Origin of the sequence: Nitrospirillum amazonense, from assembly GCF_007828035.1 — a bacterium.
Taxonomy (GTDB): domain Bacteria; phylum Pseudomonadota; class Alphaproteobacteria; order Azospirillales; family Azospirillaceae; genus Nitrospirillum; species Nitrospirillum amazonense.
Genome location: NZ_VITV01000002.1, coordinates 106,265 through 123,114 on the forward strand (window position 1 = coordinate 106,265; position 16,850 = coordinate 123,114).

Annotated in this window: 17 protein-coding genes; 10 read left to right on the forward strand and 7 right to left on the reverse strand. The window is 67.2% G+C overall.

All coding sequences use genetic code 11. The features are described 5' to 3' along the window. Window positions 1-131: 131 nt before the first annotated feature. Entirely contained in the window at window positions 132-1,472 is a 1,341-nt protein-coding gene (locus tag FBZ87_RS04480; RefSeq protein WP_145609751.1) for a glutamine synthetase family protein, read from the forward strand. A gap of 135 nt (window positions 1,473-1,607) precedes the next feature. Here FBZ87_RS04480 and FBZ87_RS04485 read toward each other — a convergent pair whose 3' ends face one another. Next, the gene (locus FBZ87_RS04485) at window positions 1,608-3,293 is read right to left on the reverse strand and encodes a methyl-accepting chemotaxis protein (RefSeq protein WP_145609178.1); all 1,686 of its coding nucleotides are present in this window, start codon (window positions 3,291-3,293) and stop codon (window positions 1,608-1,610) included. A 139-nt stretch (window positions 3,294-3,432) separates the two neighbouring features. Then, the gene (locus tag FBZ87_RS04490) at window positions 3,433-3,918 is read right to left on the reverse strand and encodes a GNAT family N-acetyltransferase (protein ID WP_186454572.1); all 486 of its coding nucleotides are present in this window, start codon (window positions 3,916-3,918) and stop codon (window positions 3,433-3,435) included. A 284-nt stretch (window positions 3,919-4,202) separates the two neighbouring features. Between FBZ87_RS04490 and FBZ87_RS29090 the strand changes: the two genes are divergently transcribed. From FBZ87_RS29090 to FBZ87_RS04530, 8 genes are all read left to right on the forward strand, one after another. Then, entirely contained in the window at window positions 4,203-4,484 is a 282-nt protein-coding gene (locus FBZ87_RS29090; RefSeq protein WP_186454573.1) for a hypothetical protein, read from the forward strand. 14 nt (window positions 4,485-4,498) lie between these two features. Next, window positions 4,499-5,671: a glutathionylspermidine synthase family protein gene (locus tag FBZ87_RS04500; protein ID WP_145609181.1), complete on the forward strand. Its 1,173-nt coding sequence runs from the start codon at window positions 4,499-4,501 to the stop codon at window positions 5,669-5,671. Between the two features lie 118 nt (window positions 5,672-5,789). Continuing rightward, window positions 5,790-7,613 (forward strand): monovalent cation:proton antiporter-2 (CPA2) family protein, encoded by a 1,824-nt coding sequence (locus FBZ87_RS04505; protein WP_145609182.1) that lies wholly within the window; start codon window positions 5,790-5,792, stop codon window positions 7,611-7,613. Between the two features lie 205 nt (window positions 7,614-7,818). Continuing rightward, window positions 7,819-8,901 (forward strand): polyamine ABC transporter substrate-binding protein, encoded by a 1,083-nt coding sequence (locus FBZ87_RS04510; RefSeq protein WP_145609183.1) that lies wholly within the window; start codon window positions 7,819-7,821, stop codon window positions 8,899-8,901. A 363-nt stretch (window positions 8,902-9,264) separates the two neighbouring features. Continuing rightward, window positions 9,265-10,392, forward strand: a complete 1,128-nt coding sequence (locus FBZ87_RS04515; RefSeq protein WP_145609752.1) for an ABC transporter ATP-binding protein — start codon at window positions 9,265-9,267, stop codon at window positions 10,390-10,392. A 97-nt stretch (window positions 10,393-10,489) separates the two neighbouring features. Further along, complete coding sequence (locus tag FBZ87_RS04520) at window positions 10,490-11,401, forward strand: ABC transporter permease subunit (protein WP_145609753.1); 912 nt, start codon at window positions 10,490-10,492, stop codon at window positions 11,399-11,401. Further along, window positions 11,398-12,228: an ABC transporter permease subunit gene (locus FBZ87_RS04525; RefSeq protein WP_145609184.1), complete on the forward strand. Its 831-nt coding sequence runs from the start codon at window positions 11,398-11,400 to the stop codon at window positions 12,226-12,228. Before FBZ87_RS04520 ends, FBZ87_RS04525 begins: the two co-directional genes overlap by 4 nt. A 125-nt stretch (window positions 12,229-12,353) precedes the next feature. Next, complete coding sequence (locus tag FBZ87_RS04530; RefSeq protein ID WP_186454574.1) at window positions 12,354-13,382, forward strand: agmatine deiminase family protein; 1,029 nt, start codon at window positions 12,354-12,356, stop codon at window positions 13,380-13,382. 36 nt (window positions 13,383-13,418) lie between these two features. On the opposite strand, the gene FBZ87_RS04535 is transcribed toward FBZ87_RS04530, so the two are convergent. After that, window positions 13,419-13,748 (reverse strand): hypothetical protein, encoded by a 330-nt coding sequence (locus tag FBZ87_RS04535; protein WP_145609185.1) that lies wholly within the window; start codon window positions 13,746-13,748, stop codon window positions 13,419-13,421. A 331-nt stretch (window positions 13,749-14,079) separates the two neighbouring features. On the opposite strand from FBZ87_RS04535, the gene FBZ87_RS04540 reads away from it, so the two are divergent. Continuing rightward, window positions 14,080-15,012 (forward strand): bestrophin family protein, encoded by a 933-nt coding sequence (locus tag FBZ87_RS04540; protein WP_145609186.1) that lies wholly within the window; start codon window positions 14,080-14,082, stop codon window positions 15,010-15,012. A gap of 50 nt (window positions 15,013-15,062) precedes the next feature. On the opposite strand, the gene FBZ87_RS04545 is transcribed toward FBZ87_RS04540, so the two are convergent. The 4 genes from FBZ87_RS04545 to FBZ87_RS04560 all read right to left on the reverse strand — a co-directional run bounded on the left by FBZ87_RS04545 (window position 15,063) and on the right by FBZ87_RS04560 (window position 16,795). Then, window positions 15,063-15,407, reverse strand: a complete 345-nt coding sequence (locus FBZ87_RS04545; protein WP_145609187.1) for a hypothetical protein — start codon at window positions 15,405-15,407, stop codon at window positions 15,063-15,065. 100 nt (window positions 15,408-15,507) lie between these two features. Continuing rightward, window positions 15,508-15,867 (reverse strand): hypothetical protein, encoded by a 360-nt coding sequence (locus FBZ87_RS04550; protein ID WP_145609188.1) that lies wholly within the window; start codon window positions 15,865-15,867, stop codon window positions 15,508-15,510. Between the two features lie 138 nt (window positions 15,868-16,005). Next, the gene (locus FBZ87_RS04555; protein WP_145609189.1) at window positions 16,006-16,344 is read right to left on the reverse strand and encodes an ArsR/SmtB family transcription factor; all 339 of its coding nucleotides are present in this window, start codon (window positions 16,342-16,344) and stop codon (window positions 16,006-16,008) included. Further along, window positions 16,337-16,795: an SRPBCC family protein gene (locus tag FBZ87_RS04560; protein WP_145609190.1), complete on the reverse strand. Its 459-nt coding sequence runs from the start codon at window positions 16,793-16,795 to the stop codon at window positions 16,337-16,339. The genes FBZ87_RS04555 and FBZ87_RS04560 overlap by 8 nt, the downstream gene beginning before the upstream one ends. Between the last annotated feature and the right edge of the window lie 55 nt (window positions 16,796-16,850).

Sequence of the window (16,850 nt, forward strand, 5' to 3'; positions counted from 1 at the left end):
TTCCCGCCAGCTTTGGCCGCTGCCATGCCGCATTCCCGCCCCGATATGATGGGACGGTCCCTGTCGATTTTGTCCGGTTCGGATCGCCCGTGAGCGGCGGTCCCATCCCCGATATCGAGGTGTACGACCCCATGGCCGTCCTGGAAGAATTCATCCGCAGCAACCGCATCACCGAGGTGGAGTGCCTGGTGCCCGACCTGTCGGGCATCGCCCGGGGCAAGATCGTCCCGGCGGAAAAGTTCCTGCGCATCCTGCGGGATCGCGGTTTGCGCCTGCCCGAAAGCGTGTTCATCCAGACCGTGACGGGCGACACGCCACCCAACAGCGTCACCAACCCGGAAAACTCCGACGTCTACATGCTGCCTGACCCGGGCAGCGTGCGCTTCGTTCCCTGGTATGAGGCGCCCACCGCCGCCGTCATCTGCGATTGCGTCTATGCCGACGGCACCAGCGTGGACATCAGCCCGCGCTGGGTGCTGAAGCGCGTGCTGGAGCTTTATGCCGAGCGCGGCTGGAAGCCCCTGGTGGCGCCCGAGCTGGAATTCTTCCTGGTGGCGGTGAACAAGGACCCGGACTATCCCCTGGTCCCGCCGGTTGGCCGCTCCGGCCGGCAGGAAAGCGGGCGCCAAGCCTTCGGCATCGACGCGGTCAACGAGTTCGATCCCATTTTCGAGGCGGTCTACGATTACTGCGAGCAGCAGGACATCGACGTCGATACCATGAGCCATGAGGCCGGTGCCGCCCAGATCGAGATCAACTTCAACCACGGCGACGCGCTGAGCCTGGCCGACCAGGTCTTCCTGTTCAAGCGCACGGTGCGCGAGGCGGCCATCCGCCATGGCATCTACGCCACCTTCATGGCCAAGCCCATGCAGAATGAGCCGGGCAGCGCCATGCACATCCACCAGTCGCTGGTGGACGCCAAAACGGGGCGCAACCTGTTCGGCCATCCCGATGGCTGCGACACGCCCCTGTTCATGAGCCATATCGCCGGCCTGCAGAAGTACCTGCCCAGCGCCATGCCCCTGCTGGCGCCCAACGTGAACAGCTATCGCCGGCTGGTGCAGGGGTCGGACGCGCCCATCAACGTCCATTGGGGGCGGGACAACCGCACCACCGGTTTCCGCGTGCCCCTGAGCCAGCCGGAGGCGCGGCGGGTGGAGAACCGCGTGGCCGGCGCCGACGCGAACCCCTACCTCGCCATCGCCGCCAGCCTGGCCTGCGGCTATCTGGGTATGGTGCAGGAATTGGAACCCACGGAGCCGGTGAAGGGCACCGCCCATCGCCTGGCCTTCACCTTGCCCCGCCACCAGGGCGACGCCCTGGCCAAGCTGAACGCCAGCCGTCCCTTGCGGGAGATCTTCGGCGAGCGCTTCGTCGCTTGCGTCACGGCGGTGAAACAAGCCGAGGACGCCGCCTATCAGCAGGTGATCTCCAGTTGGGAGCGGGAGAATTTATTGCTCAATGTTTGATGCCCTGCGGGCGCCGGCATCCGCCGGCTTGCCATCCTCGATGTCCGGTCCGCTGACGCTCCCCGGCAATCTCCGGCGGCCCCCGTCGGGGCCTACAGCGGCAAGAGCGATCGCTCTTGCCGCTGGTCTCGCTTCCTAGCGGATATTGGCCAGGAAGCCGTGCACCTGGCCGCGCAGGCGCTCGGCTTCCACCGACAATTCGCCGGCGGCGGTGCGCACGGTGTGGGCGACCTGGCCGGTTTCGGTCACCGCCTGGCGGGCGGCGGTCACGTTGCCGGAGACCTGCTGCGTGCCGGTGGCCGCCTGCTGGACGTTGCCGGCGATCTCCGCCGTTGCGGCCCCCTGCTGTTCAACGGCCGCCGCCACGGCGGCGGTGATCTCGTTCATGCGGTTCACGGTCTGGCCGATGCCGGCGATGGCGTCCACGGCGGCATCCGTCATACCTTGGATTTCCGCCACCTTGGCCTGGATCTCCTCCGTCGCCTTGGCGGTTTGGGTCGCGAGGTTCTTCACCTCCGACGCCACTACCGCGAAGCCCTTGCCGGCCTCACCCGCCCGTGCCGCCTCAATGGTGGCGTTCAGCGCCAGCAGGTTGGTCTGCCCGGCGATGCCGGTGATCAGCGCCACGATGTCGCCCACCCGCGCGGCCGAGGCCGCCAGGTCGCCCATGGCGGTGCTGGTGCGGCCGACTTCGGCCACGGCGCCGGCCGCGATCTCCGACGACTGGGTGATCTGGCGGGCGATCTCATGGATGGAAGCGCTCAGCTCATCCGTCGCGGCGGCCACGGTGGCCACGTTGGCGCTGGTCTGTTCCGCGGCCGCGGCGGCCGAGGTGGTCTGGTCTTCCGCCCGGGCGGCGGCCGTGGTGGCGGCGTCTGCGCTGGCCGCCATCTCGGTCGTGGCGGCGGCGATGCCGTCCACCACCGTCTTCACGCTGCCCTCGAACTCGTCGGCCAGGCGGGCCAGGGCGGCCTTGCGCTCCCGCTCCGCCTCTTCCTTCATCCCTTCCTGGCGCTCGCGCAGGTGCACGGCCTCCGCCGAGCGGTCGCGCAGCACATTGACCGCCTGGGCCAGGGTGCCGATCTCATCCGTGCGGCTGGTGCCCGGCACGGTGACGCTGAGATCGCCGTCGGCCAGGCGGTTGGTGGTATTGGTCAGGCGCAGCAGGGGGCCGGTGATGCCCCGGCTGAGCCACAGGGCCAGGCCGAAGGTCGCCAGCGCCAGCAGCCCCACCGTGCCGGCGGTGCGATAGCCGCTGGCCCGGGCGGCCGCGTCCACGTCGTCGATGTAGATGCCGGAGGACACGACCCAGCCCCAGCCGCTGGTCAGCTTGTTGTAGGTGGCCTTGGGCGCCGGCGGCGCGCCCGTCTTGGGCGGCCAAACGTAATAGCTGAAGCCGCCACCCTCCTTGGCGCGCTGCAGCTGGTCCTGGGCATAGTGGACGCCGTTGGCGTCGACGCTGTCCATGTTGCGCTTGCCCTCCAGTGTGCGGCTTTGCCCGCTGGCCAGCGTCAGGCCCGTGTCATCGTGGATGATCAGGTAGTGGTCGCCGTCGTAGCGGAAGGCGCGGGCCAGGTCCAAGGCCAGCTCCTTGGCCTTGTCCTCCGGCATTTCACCCGCCTTCGCCTTGGCTTCCAGCGTCTGGATTTGCGATATCGCCGCCTCCACCGCCACGCGGGCGCGCGCCTGCCGCTCCTCCATCAGGGTCCGGCTGGAGGTGACGACGGTGACGGCGCCCAGCGCCGCCAGCGCGATTACGGCCAGCAGCGGAATGAGCAGGATGCGGCCGCTGATGCCGCGCAGCGCGTTCAGGAATGACATCGGTTACCACCAACCAGAAAGGGGCCCAGAAAAAGGGTGCGGCTTAACGCCGCCGCTCTAACAGCTGGCTATACCCGGACCTTGGACAAGGCACCGTTGCTATATTGACATCGTTGCCATCACGTTATGGGCGAAAGGTTTAAAGAACCCGTCGCATATAAGTGGCATCCGAGCCGTACGACGACACGTCCACTTGTTCATCCGGCGCGGGGCTGAAACCGCGCCGCCGCCAAAAGGCCCCGGAATTATTGACGGACAGCAGCCGCATCTCGCGGAAGCCGGCACTCCGCGCGTGCGCCGCCAACAAGTCCACCGCCATCTCGGCGTGACCCTTGCCGCGCGCGGCGGCGTCGATGGCGATGTCGTGGATGTAGTAGATGTCGGCGTCCGCCGGCAGGCCGCCCAGCAGGTGGTTCAGCTTGGGCACGCGGCCCCGCGCATAGGGGTGGCTGACCGCGTAGCCGGAAATACCGCCATTGGCCGTCTCCAACGTCAGGCAGCCGGCGGGGTAGGCCGCCAGCTTGTCGGCCATGATGTCCAGCGCCTCGAAGAAGTCGACATGGATGGCGCAGGCCAGGGTGAAGGCGGGGGGCAGGTCGGCCGCCGTCATGGGACGCCAAGGCATGGGATGGGCACCGGGTTGGACGGGGAGTGGCGAAGCCATGTGCGCCATGGGCGTCACGGCGTCAAGGGGGGCGTCAAGGGGGGATGGGCGCACCACCCGGCATGCGCGTCCAAACCGCTGTCTCGCACAATTATGCAGGACCTGACATGTCGCGGTGCCATTGGTGCCGGGACCGGCGCCGGCGCACCCTTCGCTGCGCGGGGATGCCCCGTTAAGCAGGGGCTTTCAGTGTGAGCCGACTGATCGGGTGCACCCCCGGTGCCAACCCTTTGGGAACCAAATCCATGAAACGCAGCCACCACATCACGTTGGCGGCCCTGGCCGCCGCGACGACGCTGTCGTTGAGCGGATGTGATTCAAAGCATGATCAGGATTGCAAGGCGGACCAGCAGGCGGACTGCCGTTCCGGCGGCGGTGGCCATGGCGGGGGCGCGAGCTATGTCGCCGGGTCCAAGTCCGGCGGCGTTGAAACCGGTGGTTTCGGCGAAAGCGCCGCCGCCCACGGCGGGGGTGGCGGTGAGGGAGGTGGCGGCCACGGCGGCGGTGGCGGTGGCGGTGGCGAGTAGGGAGGCCCGCGATCATGGAACGCGTTCGCTTCACCCCCCGGGCCGACTGGATCGCCCGTATCGAATCCCAGGGCCTGACCTATCACTCTCTGGGCCTGCCGCCCGGCAGTGAGGCCGACGGCCTGTGGTGGGATGAATCCGCCGCCTACGCCTTAACCGCCGGGGAGGTCGACAGGCTGGAGGCCGCGACCAACACGCTGCACCAGCTATGCCTGCAGGCGGTGGCGGCCGTGGTGGCGACGCCGCGCCTGATGGACCGCTTCGGCCTCAGCCCGGCCTACCGTGCCTATGTCATCGACAGCTGGCGGCGGGACGACCCCGCCCTCTATGGCCGCTTCGATTTGGCCTTCAACCCGGACCGGGAGGAACTGGCCGAACCCAAGATGCTGGAATACAACGCCGACACGCCCACCACCCTGATCGAATCGGCGGTGGTGCAATGGTTCTGGCTGCGCGACGTCCTGCCCGATGCCGACCAGTTCAATTCCATCCATGAGCGGCTGATCGCCCGCTGGCGGGAAATCGGCCGGCGCCAGCCATCCGGCGCCCTTGTCCACCTGTCGTCCTACGCCGACTATGAGGAGGAGTTGCGGACGGTGGAGTACCTGGTGGACACGGCGCGTCAGGCAGGGCTGAACGCCGCCCACCTGCCCATCACCCAGGTGGGCTGGGACAAGGACAAGACGCGCTTCGTTGACGCGGCGGGCCGGCCGCTGGCGCTGTGGTTCAAGCTCTATCCCTGGGAATGGCTGGCGGCGGAGCGCTTCGGCGTCCACCTCCCGACCGCCAACCTGACGGTGGTGGAGCCGCCGTGGAAGATGCTGCTGTCGCACAAGGCCATCCTGACCGTGCTGTGGGACCTGTTCCCCGACCATCCCAACCTGCTGCCCGCCGGCTTCACCGCCGAGGCCGTGGGGCCGGACTGGATCGCCAAGCCCATGCAGGCGCGCGAGGGCGCCAACATCCGCCTGGTGCGGGACGGCCGGGAGGTAGTGCGCACCCCCGGCGCCTACGGCCAGGGGCCCGTGGTTTACCAGCGTGCGGTGGACTTGGCCCGTGATGACGGCCGGCATGTGGTGCTGGGCGCCTGGGTGGTAGGGGACGAGGCCGCCGGCCTGTGCGTGCGCGAGGATCCAGGGCCCATCATCACCGGTACCTCACGCTTCCTACCGCATTACTTCCGCTAATCGGATGCGATGACCGGGGCCGCCTTGCTCCGGTCATCGCATCCTTGTTAGGGTCCAGCCCATCGGGCCCCGAACCATTCGGGCGGGGACCATTGGGGCAAGCTTGGGGGTATCCCGCGTGACCGACACGTCGTCCGGCGTCGACCTGATGCAGATCGTGGCCGTGCTGGGCGCCGGCGTCGTGGCCGCCCCGCTGTTCAAGCGGCTGGGTTTCGGGGCCATCCTGGGGTATCTGGCCGCCGGCTTGGCCATCGGCCCCTTCGGCTTCCGCATCCTGGCCGATCCGGCGGCGGTGCTGCATTTCGCCGAGCTGGGCGTCGTCATGTTCCTGTTCCTCATCGGGCTGGAGATGCGGCCGGCCAAGCTGTGGACCCTGCGGCGCCAGATCTTCGGCCTGGGCGTGGCGCAGGCGGCCGTCTGCGGCGCGCTCATGACCATCGCCGGCGTGCTGGCCGGCTTTCCGCCCGCCGTGGCCTTCGTCGCCGCCATGGGCTTCGCCCAATCCTCCACCGCCGCCATCATCCAGACTCTGGAGGAGAAGGGGGAGATGTCGACCCCCTTCGGTCAGCGCGCGATGTCCATCCTACTGCTGGAGGATTTGTCGGTGGTGCCCCTGCTGGCCATCGTTGCGCTGCTGGCGCCGGAGGCTAGCCACGATCTGCGCGGCAGCTGGGTGGGTGTGGCCGTGGCCGCCGCCGCCGTGGCCGTGGTCATCGTGGCCGGGCGCTGGGTGCTGAACCCGCTGTTCGGCCTGCTGGCCGGGTCCCGGGTGCGTGAGGCCATGACGGCGGCGGCGCTGGCCGTGGTGCTGGGGGCGGCCCTGCTGATGGAAAGCAGCGGCCTGTCCATGGCCATGGGCGCTTTCCTGGCCGGGGTGCTGCTGTCCGGCTCCGGCTTCCGCCACCAGCTGGAGGCGGATATCGAGCCCTTCCGCGGCCTGCTGCTGGGCCTGTTCTTCATGGCCGTGGGCATGTCGCTGGACCTGTCGGTGGTGGCGGCGGAATGGCGCATGGTGCTGCTGGTGCTGGCGGGCTGCGTCGTGACCAAGGCGGCGGGCATCTACGCCGTGGCCCGCGTCTCCGGCGCCGACTGCCGGGAGGCTGTCCAGCGCACCACCCTGTTCGCGCAAGGGGGCGAGTTCGCCTTCGTGCTTTATGGCGCCGGCATGGGCGTCGGCGTGCTAGATGGGCAGGTCAACGCCGTCATGACGGCCACCGTCATCCTGTCCATGGTGCTGACGCCCATGACCGTGCGCCTGGTGTGGAGCCTGCTGCCCGAACCGGCGCCGGACACCGCCGGCCTGGCGCGGCCGGATGGCCTCGACGGCGCGGTGCTGATCATCGGCTTCGGCCGTTTCGGCCAGGTGGTCAGCCAGACGCTGCTGGCGCGCGGACTGGATGTCACCATCATCGACACGGATGTGGAGATGATCCAGGCGGCCGCCAGCTTCGGCTTCCAGATCTATTACGGCGACGGCACCAACCTGGACGTGCTGCATGCGTCCGGCGCCGGGCGGGCCCGGGCGGTGGCGGTGTGCGTGGACGGCAAGGATACCGCCAACAAGATCGTGGATCTGGTGAAGTCCAGCTTCCCCCACGCCGGCCTGCTGGTGCGCGCCTACGACCGCCGCCACACCCTGCACCTGATCGCGGCGGGCGTGGACCTGCAGGTGCGCGAAACCCTGGAATCGGCATTGGCCTTCGGCCAGGGCGCGCTGGAATTCCTGGGGTTGTCCGAGGAAGAGGCGCGCGAGACGGCGGATGAGGTGCGGCGGCGTGATCAGGAGCGTGTGGCCTTGGAACAGGCCAGCGGCAAACTGACCGGCTTCAACCAGTTCCGGCCCAAGGAGCCCAAGCCCATGCCCCTGTTCCAGGCCGGCAAGGAGGCGCGGCCGCTCACACCGGAGACGCGGGAGATCGCGGCGCGGGGCACGCCGACCTGATGCCGGGCGGGTGGGCAAAGGTGCCAGTATTTTCCGCAGCTTGTCCCACAGGGCGCGGACCTGCGCGCAGGGTGTAGTACAAATAGGCGACAGGCCGTCCCCGCTGCTTGACAGGGCCTGTCGCATGGGGTGCAAATGCCGCCGACCAGGGCCTGCAACGGGATGCCCGATGGGGCCCGGCCGATTTCCAAGAACGGGGACGTGGATGAAAAAGAAGCTGGTGCCGCTGCTGGCGGGATTGGTGGTGGCGGTGGCCGGTGCCGCCTGGGCGCAGAGCAAGACGGTCCACGTCTATAACTGGACCGACTACATCGGCGAGACCACGCTGGCCGATTTCACCAAGGCTACCGGCATCCAGACCAAGTACGACGTCTACACCGACCTGGAAACCCTGGAAGCCAAGCTGCTGACGGGTAATTCCGGCTACGACGTCATCGTCCCCACGGCTCAGCCCACCCTGCGCAAGTTCATCCAGGCGCAAGCGGTGCAGAAGCTGGACAAGTCCAAGATCCCCAACCTGAAGAACCTGGACCCCGTCCTGATGGCCCGCCTGGCGGAGGTGGATCCGGGCAACGAATACGCCGCCATCTACCAGTGGGGCACCGTCGGCATCGGCTACAACCCGGACAAGGTGAAGGCGGCGCTGGGCACCGCCACCATCGACAGCTGGAAGCAGGTGTTCGATCCGGAAAGCGCCAAGAAGCTGGCCAGCTGCGGCATCGTCGTGCTGGACAGCCCGGCTGACATCCTACCCTCCGTCCTCAACTATCTGGGCTTGCCGCCCAGCAGCGAGAAGTCGGACGACGTGAAGAAGGCGGGCGAGCTGATGTCCAGCATCCGCCCCTACATCAAGACCTTCGTTCCGTCCGTCATCGATCCGCTGGCCAGCGGCGACGCCTGTGTCGCCATCGGCTATTCCGGCGACGTGCTGCAGGCGCAGGCCCGCTCCGGCGGCAAGGTCAAGATCGACTACGCCATCCCGAAGGAAGGCGCCCAGCTGTGGTTCGACACCCTGGCCATCCCGGCCGGGGCGCCGAACGTGGCCGAGGCCTACGCCTACATCAACTATATGCTGGACCCCAAGGTGATGGCCGGCATCAGCAACGCCGTCTCCTACGCCAACGCCGTGCCGGCCTCACTGCCCCTGCTGAAGCCGGAGATCAAGGACAACCCGCGCATCTATCCGCCCAAGGACGTGATGGACAAGCTGTTCACCATCAAGCAGTTGGCCCAGCGGGCGGAGCAGGAGCGCAACCGCACCTGGACCCGCATCAAGACCGGCCGTTAGGCCGCCCGGCCGGGGTCAGGGAACAGGGGCGCCGCCTGCCGGGGCGCCCTTTTTCTTGAGCCTTGGCCGCCCCTCATTCCTGGCATTTTTGCGCGAAATCGCACCTGCGAAAAAACGCGCGGCCCAGGGCCGCAGACCCCATAGTTCCTGTGGACAGCGGGGGCGCGCCCTGGCATTCAGCAGGTTCGGAACGCTATTCCGGGCAGGCGGTTCCCTCATTCAGGAAGCGCCCATCGGACGTCCGCCATCGGGCCCACTTCCAACATCGTGATCCGCCGCCTCATGTCCGACGCCCCCGACCCTCGTCCCCGGCCGGCCGCCACCGGTCCCATTGGCAAATCGCCGGCCGCCAAATCACCGGCCGTGAAGTTCGAGCCCTGGCATGATCCGGCCGCCAAGCCGTACATCCGGATCGAGAAGGTGACGAAGCGCTTCGGCGACTTCACGGCCGTGGACAATGTCAGCCTGTCGATCTACCGGGGCGAATTCTTCTCGCTGCTGGGCGGGTCGGGATCGGGCAAGACGACGCTGCTGCGCATGCTGGCGGGGTTCGAGCAGCCGACCGAGGGCCGCATCTTCATCGACGGCGTCGACATGGCGGGCATCCCGCCCTACGACCGGCCGGTCAACATGATGTTCCAGTCCTACGCCCTGTTCCCCCACATGACGGTGGAGAACAACGTGGCCTTCGGCCTGCGCCAGGACGGCGTGCCCAAGGATGAAATCCGCACCCGCGTGGCGGAGATGCTGGAACTGGTGAAGCTCACCCCCTTTGCCAAACGCAAGCCGCACCAGCTGTCCGGCGGCCAGCGGCAGCGCGTGGCGCTGGCCCGCTCCCTGGTCAAGAAGCCCAAGCTGCTGCTGCTGGATGAGCCGCTGGGCGCCCTGGACAAGCGCCTGCGCGAGCAGACCCAGTTCGAGCTGGTGAACATCCAGGAAAAGCTGGGCGTCACCTTCGTGGTCGTGACCCACGACCAGGAGGAGGCCATGACCATGTCCACCCGCATCGCGGTCATGGACCATGGCGCCATCGCCCAGGTGGGCACGCCCACCGAGATCTACGAATACCCCAACAGCCGCTTCACGGCGGAGTTCATCGGGTCGGTGAACATGTTCGAGGGCAACATCGTGGAATCGGAGCCCGACCACTCCCTCATCCGCTCGGTGGAGGCCGGCTGTGACCTCTATGTCACCCACACCGCCCATCTGGCGGCGGGCAGCCACTGCTGGGTCGCCATCCGGCCGGAGAAGGTCAGCATCACCAAGGAAAAGCCGGCGGAGGCCGACGGTGGCCGGAACGTGACGCGCGGCGTGGTGCGCGAGATCGCCTATCTGGGCGACATTTCCATTTACCAGATCGACCTGGCCTCCGGTAAGCGCGTGCGGGCGACGGCGCCCAACGTGACCCGGCGGACCGAGCTGCCCATCACCTGGGACGATGAGGTCTGGCTGAGCTGGCGCCCGTTCGCCGGCGTCGTCCTGACGGACTGAGGGAAGGGGACCCGCCTTGGCCGTACCGTCGCCTTCCGCCGCACCGCAGCCGTCCGGCATCCTGCCGCCTGTGGCGCCGCGCACCCTCAAGGACCGCGTGCTGCGCGTCACCCGACGCCTGGGCCTCACCGGCCGGGGGGGCGTGATCCTGGGCCCCTACGCCTGGCTGGTCCTGTTCTTCTTCATCCCCTTCCTGATCGTGCTCAAGATCAGCGTGGCGGAGCCGGCGGTGGGCATCCCGCCCTTCACCAAGCTGATCGAGTGGGTGGACGGCGGGCTGGACGTGCACGTCCGCTTCAGCGGTTTCCAGGCGCTGTTCGATGACGACCTGTACCTGCTGGCCTATTTGAACTCGCTGAAGATCGCCTTCGTCTCGACGCTGTGCTGCCTTTTCATCGGCTACCCCATGGCCTACGCCATCGCCACGGCGCCGGAAAAACGGCGCGGGCCGCTGCTGATGCTGATCATCCTGCCGTTCTGGACCAGCTTCCTCATCCGCGTCTACGCGTGGATGAGCATCCTGAAGGACGAGGGGCTGCTGAACAACCTGCTGCTCAGCCTCGGCATCATCCATGAGCCGCTGAAGATCCTGTACATGGACCTCGCGGTTTATATCGGCATCACCTATTCCTACCTGCCCTTCATGATCCTGCCGCTGTACGCGACGCTGGAGAAGATGGACCACACGCTGCTGGAGGCGGCGGCGGACCTGGGCGCCCGGCCGTGGAAGTCCTTCCTGACCATCACCCTGCCGCTGTCGCTGCCGGGCATCGTCGCGGGCTCGCTGCTGGTGTTCATCCCGGCGGTGGGTGAGTTCGTCATCCCCTCGCTGCTGGGCGGATCCGATACGCTGATGATCGGGCGTGAGCTGTGGAACCTGTTCTTCAACAGCCGTGACTGGCCCTCGGCTTCCGCCGTCGCCATCGCCCTGCTGGCCTTCCTGGTGGGCCCCATCATGATCTTCCAGCACTTCCAGGGCCGCGACCAGGACAAGGGGGCCGCCCGATGAAAAAGTCCCGCCTGCCGATGGTCTTGCTGGGCGTGGGCCTGGCCTTCCTGTACCTGCCCATCGTGCTTCTCGTGGTCTATTCCTTCAACGACAACCGCTCGCTGACCGTCTGGACCGGCGCTTCGCTGCGCTGGTACCACGAGCTGATCGAGGACGGGCAGATGCTGGAGGCGGCGTGGCTGTCGCTGCGCATCGCCTTCGCCACCGCCTGCGGGGCCGTGGTGCTGGGCACGGTGGCCGGCCTGATGCTGGCCCGCTTCGGTGCCTTCCGCGGCCGGGCCCTGTTCGCCGGCATGATCTCCGCCCCCCTGGTCATGCCCGAGGTCATCATGGGCCTGGCGCTGCTGCTGCTGTTCGTCAGCGCGGAACAGCTGATCGGCTGGCCGGCGGGACGTGGGGTGCTGACCATCATCCTGGCGCACATCACCTTCACCATGTCCTTCGTGGCCGTGGTCATCCAGTCGCGCCTGGTCAGCATGGACGCCTCGCTGGAGGAGGCGGCGATGGACCTGGGCGCGCGTCCGGCCAAGGTGTTCTTCGTCATCACCCTGCCCATCATCGCCCCGGCCATCGTTTCGGGCTGGCTGCTGGCCTTCACCCTGTCGCTGGACGATCTGGTCATCACCAGCTTCGTCTCCGGCCCGGGTTCCACCACCCTGCCGATGATCGTCTTCTCCTCCATCCGTCTGGGCCTGAAGCCGGAGATCAACGCGCTGGCCACCATCGTGGTGGCGGTGGTCGCCACCGGCATCGGCCTGGCGGGTTTTCTGGAGGCCCGCCGCGCCCGCATCCGCGAGCGTGAGGAAAGCCAGGCCGGCAAGGCCTGACGTCTCCTCGGCGGTTCGGAAGCGGACTTGTCCAAAGCGCTGATTGCCAGGCCGTAACCCTGGCTGGATACTGTCTTTTTCGGATACATGCCGCCTGGCCCAGGCGGTGGCGGAGATGTGCGCCCATGACCTACACCCCCGGTTCCCCCGCTGCGGCGGGTTTCGTCATGCCCGGTGAATGGCACCCGCACGACCGCTGCTGGATGGCCTGGCCCAACCGAGCGGAGACCTTCCCCAATGGGCTGGACGCCGCCCGCCAGGCCTATGCGGCCGTGGCCAAGGCCATCGCGCAGTTCGAGCCGGTGACCATCGTGGCTTCGCCGGGGGAGGTGGCCGACGCCTCCATCCTGTGCTCGGGCGCGCCGGTCAGCGTCATCCCGGTGCCACTGTCCGACAGCTGGATTCGCGACAACGGCCCCAGCTTCGTCATCGACGGCAAGGGCGGCATCGGCGGGGTGGACTGGGATTTCAACGCCTGGGGCCGCAACTACGATGATTTCGAGGCCGACACCCAGGTGGCGGCGGAAATCCTGAAGGGCCTGGATGTTCCCCGCTTCAAGGCGCCGCTGATCATGGAGGGCGGTTCCTTCCATGTGGATGGCGAGGGCACGCTGATCACCACCGAGGAATGCCTGCTGAACCCCAACCGCAACCCCGGCCTGACGCGGGGGGAGATCGAGGGGCATCTGCGTGATTTCCTCGGTGTGCGCCAGATCATCTGGCTGGGCCGGGGGTATGAGCAGGACGAAACCGACGGCCACATCGACGAAATCGCGTGCTTCATCCGCCCCGGCCTGGTGCTGGCCATGACGACGGACGATCCCGACGATCCCAACTTCGACACCTTCCAGGACAATATCGAGCGGCTGTCCATGGCGACCGACGCCCAGGGACGGGAGTTGGATATCGTCACCCTGCGCACGCCGGCGCGGCAGGAACAGGCGGGCGTGCGCCTGACCCTGTCCTACACCAACTTCTACCTGGCCAACGGCGGCGTTGTCCTGCCCGCCTTCGAAGACCCGATGGATGCGGAGGCCGCCAAGCTGTTCAGCCGCCTCTACCCCGACCGCCAGATCGTGCAGGTCCCGGCGCTGGACATCGTGCGCGGCGGCGGCGGCATCCATTGCATCACCCAGCAACAGCCTCGCCCCTGAGAGTGGCGCGGCTGCTGCGTGGGCAGGCGTCGTTCATCAGTTCACCGTCGTCTGGGCCTGCTGCAGCGCGCCGCTCAGGTTGGTGACGCAGCGGTCGTAGATCTCGGTGCCCGCGGTCAGGCCGGCTTCGGCGCAGGCGGTTTTGCTGCGTTGCTCATGCATCTTCTTGGTCATGGACAGCGTCTCCTTCAGGCTGGCGACGCAGGCGGCGTACTGGGTGTCGGCGGGGCTGACGTGCAAGGCGTCCTGGCAGGCGCGGTCGATCGACGGGTGCACGGTGACGGTCGGCATTGCGTCGGCGGCCAGGACCGGCTGGGCGCCCAGGGCAAACAGGGTGGCGATGACGGCGGCGGAAGACTTCAACATAGCATGATCTCCTTCAAGGGTCGGCGTGCCAAATGTCCGGCACGCTATCGGTGTATGGGTGTTTTATAAGGGTGGGAGCATCTACTGGATTGGACAATTCAGTTGTTTATGGAACAATCACTGATGTTATTTTTATGAATATTTGTACAATCCAACCTTCTTTTTATATTTGTGCCAGTTTGGGTGCAGTTAAGGGCGCACTGCTAAGGAAACGGATGGCAGCCGCCTGATTTTGCGTTTGGATTCGGGGCGACGGTGGGTGCATCGTCCGAAAAACCGCCGGTCGCCATCACCCCGAAGGCCGCGGTCCTTGTCAGACGGAAGCTCCACCATGATCGTCCGGGACCGGCCCGGCCTGTTGCGGCTGTTCTTCATCCTGCGCGGCTCCATCGTTCTGCGCATCCTGCCCCAGGTGCTGGTCATCTTCGTGTTGTCAGCGGGCGTGGTATGGGCGCGTGCCACCCATCCGGGCTGGGTGCCCGCCTTCAATGGCGCGCCTTTCGCCTTATTGGGCATCGCCCTGTCGGTGTTCTTGGGCTTCCGCAACAACGCCTGCTACGACCGCTGGTGGGAGGCGCGCAAGGACTGGGGCCAGCTGCTCTACACCGTGCGCGACCTGGGCCGGCAGACGCTGGTGCTGGACCGGGAGGGCCAGGGCGGGAAGGAGCCCAAGGCCGCGCGCCGCCAGCTGCTGCGCCTGGCCATGGCCTTTGGCCACGCCTTGGTCTGCCACCTGCGGCCCGGCGGCGACGCCACCAAGCCGCGCCGCTTCCTGTCGGCTGGCCAGCTGGCGGGCTTCGAGGCCAGCCGCAACCGCCCGGATTTCCTGCTGCGCCAGATGGGCCAAGTCCTGGCAGAGCTGCTGGCTGGCGGCTATGTAAGCGACATCCAGTACACGGTGCTGGAGAGCACGCTGGGCCGCATGTCGGCCGTCCTGGCGGCGTGCGAGCGCATTCGCAACACGCCGGTGCCCTTCGGCTACACCCTGTTGCTGCATCGCACGGCCTATCTATTCTGTTTCCTGCTGCCCTTCGGCTTCGCCGACGTCCTGCACTGGGGCACGCCCTTCATCACCGGGCTGGTGGCCTACACCTTCTTCGGCCTGGACGCCCTGGGGGACGAATTGGAGGAGCCGTTCGGCACCCGGCTCAACGCCCTGCCCATCGAGGCCCTGGCTGATACCATGGAGATCAATTTGCGCGAGGCGCTGGGGGAGACGGACCTGCCATCCCTGCCGCAGCCCAAGGGCCACGTGCTGATGTGACCGCCGGCGGCCCGCGCCCTGGGATAGGGCGCGGGGCCGAAAGGGGGCGGTCAGTTCGGGGCCAGCAGCACCTGGTTCAACGCGCCGTCCAGGTTGGCGACGCAGCGTTCGAATCCGTTGGTGCCAGGCGTAAGCCCCACCTCGGCGCAAGCGTTGCCGGTGGGTGCCGGGCGATGATTCTGGGGCTGGGCGGCGGCAACGGCCTGGTTCAGGGTGGCGACGCAGGCGGCATAATTGGTGTTGTTGACGGTCAGTCCCAAGGTCGACTGGCAGGCATGCTGGACAGTGGCGGTGCCGGGGGCCGTGACGGTGACCGTCAGCGGGGCGGCCGCGAAGGCCGGGGCGGCGACACTGGCACCCAGCAGGGCGGCGACGACGCCGGTTTTAATAAGCATCGGCAAAGTCCGAGTGTTCATGGCCTTTACTCCATGTTGAGAAGGTCGGTTTTTAAGAGCGGATTTTTAAAGGATGCCCGCTTCGAGAGCGGGCGGAGGCTCAGTTCGCGGACAGCTGGGCCTGGGTCAGGGCGCCGTCCAGGTTGGCGACGCAGCGGCCATAGTCGGCGCTGCCGGGGGCCAGGCCCACGTCCGCGCAGGCGGTGTTGGCGGCCGTCTGCGGCTGGGTGCTGGCGGCGTGTATCCCAGCGGCGCGCGCCTGGGCCAGCGTGGCGACGCAGGCCGCGTAGCCACTGTCGTTGACGGTCAGGCCCAGGGTCTGTTCGCAGGTGTGCTGGATGGTGGTGGCCTCGGGGGCGGCGACCGGGGCGGCAAATGCCGGGGCGGCGAGGGTGGCGGCGCCCGTCAAGGCGGCGGCGACGGTGATCCTGATCGACGCAGACAGAGTCCGGGTGTTCATGGCCTAAGCTCCTTTAATTTGACATCGCGTTGAGGGGTTTTGTTTTTCCCGCGCTGGGAATGCCAATAAGACGCCGGCCAGATCGCTTTATTCCCGGGCACGAAAATTTTTTTGAATTTTTTTTGAGAGGCGGAAAACTCAGCCTTCCACGAAGGCGCGCAGGCGGGAAAGGGCGTCGTCCCACTGTGCCGATACGGCGTCGAGATAGCCGCGCGCCGCCGCCACCGGCTCCGGCTGGAAGGCGAAGCGGCTTTCCCGGCCCACCCGCACGCAGGCCACCAGGCCGGCATCCTGCAGCACGTGCAGATGCTTGGTCACCGCCTGGCGGGTCAGGGTGGTGTCGGCCGACAGGGCGGCGATGGACCGCGCGTGCCCATCGCTGAGGCGGGACAGCAGGGACAGGCGGGTGGAATCGCCCAGGGCGGCGAAGACCGTGGCGGGGTTGGCGGCGGGGTTGGCCGCGACGGCCTCAGTCATTCATCGGCCCTTCGATATGGGCGCGGATGTTGTGCGCCTGGGCTGTCCACCCGCCCTCGTTCATGCGCAGCGCCTCGACCCGGCGATGGTCGGGCAGGGTGTCGAAGCCGCTTTCGGTGATGGTCAGCAGGGTGCCACCGTCCCGCTCCTCCAGCTTAAATTCCACCAGGGTCGGTGTTTCGCTGGAATAATCCTTCTCCGGATCCACGGCGTAGGGATGCCAGGTGTAAGAGAACAGGTGCGGTTCCTCCATCCGCACCACGGTGGCTCGCCACTTCACATGCTCATAGCCGGGATGGGTGATACGGCCGGTCGCGTCCTGGCCCGGGACGAAGGGCCCGTCCAGCTTGACCCTGAACCAGGTGCCGAATTCCTCATGGTCGGTCAGGGCGCGCCACACCCGGGAGATGGGGGCCTTCAACTCGATATACTTGCGAATATGATCGGACATTTTGCGCAACCTCCTGGTTGCTGTTTTATAGCCTGCCCAAACAAAAACGGCAACC

Coding starts and splice junctions, on each gene's coding strand:
- FBZ87_RS04480 (WP_145609751.1), top strand. CDS start 132: ATGGCCGTCCTGGAAGAATTCATCCGCAGCAACCGCATCACCGAGGTG.
- FBZ87_RS04485 (WP_145609178.1), bottom strand. CDS start 3,293: ATGTCATTCCTGAACGCGCTGCGCGGCATCAGCGGCCGCATCCTGCTC.
- FBZ87_RS04490 (WP_186454572.1), bottom strand. CDS start 3,918: ATGCCTTGGCGTCCCATGACGGCGGCCGACCTGCCCCCCGCCTTCACC.
- FBZ87_RS29090 (WP_186454573.1), top strand. CDS start 4,203: ATGAAACGCAGCCACCACATCACGTTGGCGGCCCTGGCCGCCGCGACG.
- FBZ87_RS04500 (WP_145609181.1), top strand. CDS start 4,499: ATGGAACGCGTTCGCTTCACCCCCCGGGCCGACTGGATCGCCCGTATC.
- FBZ87_RS04510 (WP_145609183.1), top strand. CDS start 7,819: ATGAAAAAGAAGCTGGTGCCGCTGCTGGCGGGATTGGTGGTGGCGGTG.
- FBZ87_RS04525 (WP_145609184.1), top strand. CDS start 11,398: ATGAAAAAGTCCCGCCTGCCGATGGTCTTGCTGGGCGTGGGCCTGGCC.
- FBZ87_RS04530 (WP_186454574.1), top strand. CDS start 12,354: ATGACCTACACCCCCGGTTCCCCCGCTGCGGCGGGTTTCGTCATGCCC.
- FBZ87_RS04535 (WP_145609185.1), bottom strand. CDS start 13,748: ATGTTGAAGTCTTCCGCCGCCGTCATCGCCACCCTGTTTGCCCTGGGC.
- FBZ87_RS04540 (WP_145609186.1), top strand. CDS start 14,080: ATGATCGTCCGGGACCGGCCCGGCCTGTTGCGGCTGTTCTTCATCCTG.
- FBZ87_RS04545 (WP_145609187.1), bottom strand. CDS start 15,407: ATGCTTATTAAAACCGGCGTCGTCGCCGCCCTGCTGGGTGCCAGTGTC.
- FBZ87_RS04550 (WP_145609188.1), bottom strand. CDS start 15,867: ATGAACACCCGGACTCTGTCTGCGTCGATCAGGATCACCGTCGCCGCC.
- FBZ87_RS04555 (WP_145609189.1), bottom strand. CDS start 16,344: ATGACTGAGGCCGTCGCGGCCAACCCCGCCGCCAACCCCGCCACGGTC.
- FBZ87_RS04560 (WP_145609190.1), bottom strand. CDS start 16,795: ATGTCCGATCATATTCGCAAGTATATCGAGTTGAAGGCCCCCATCTCC.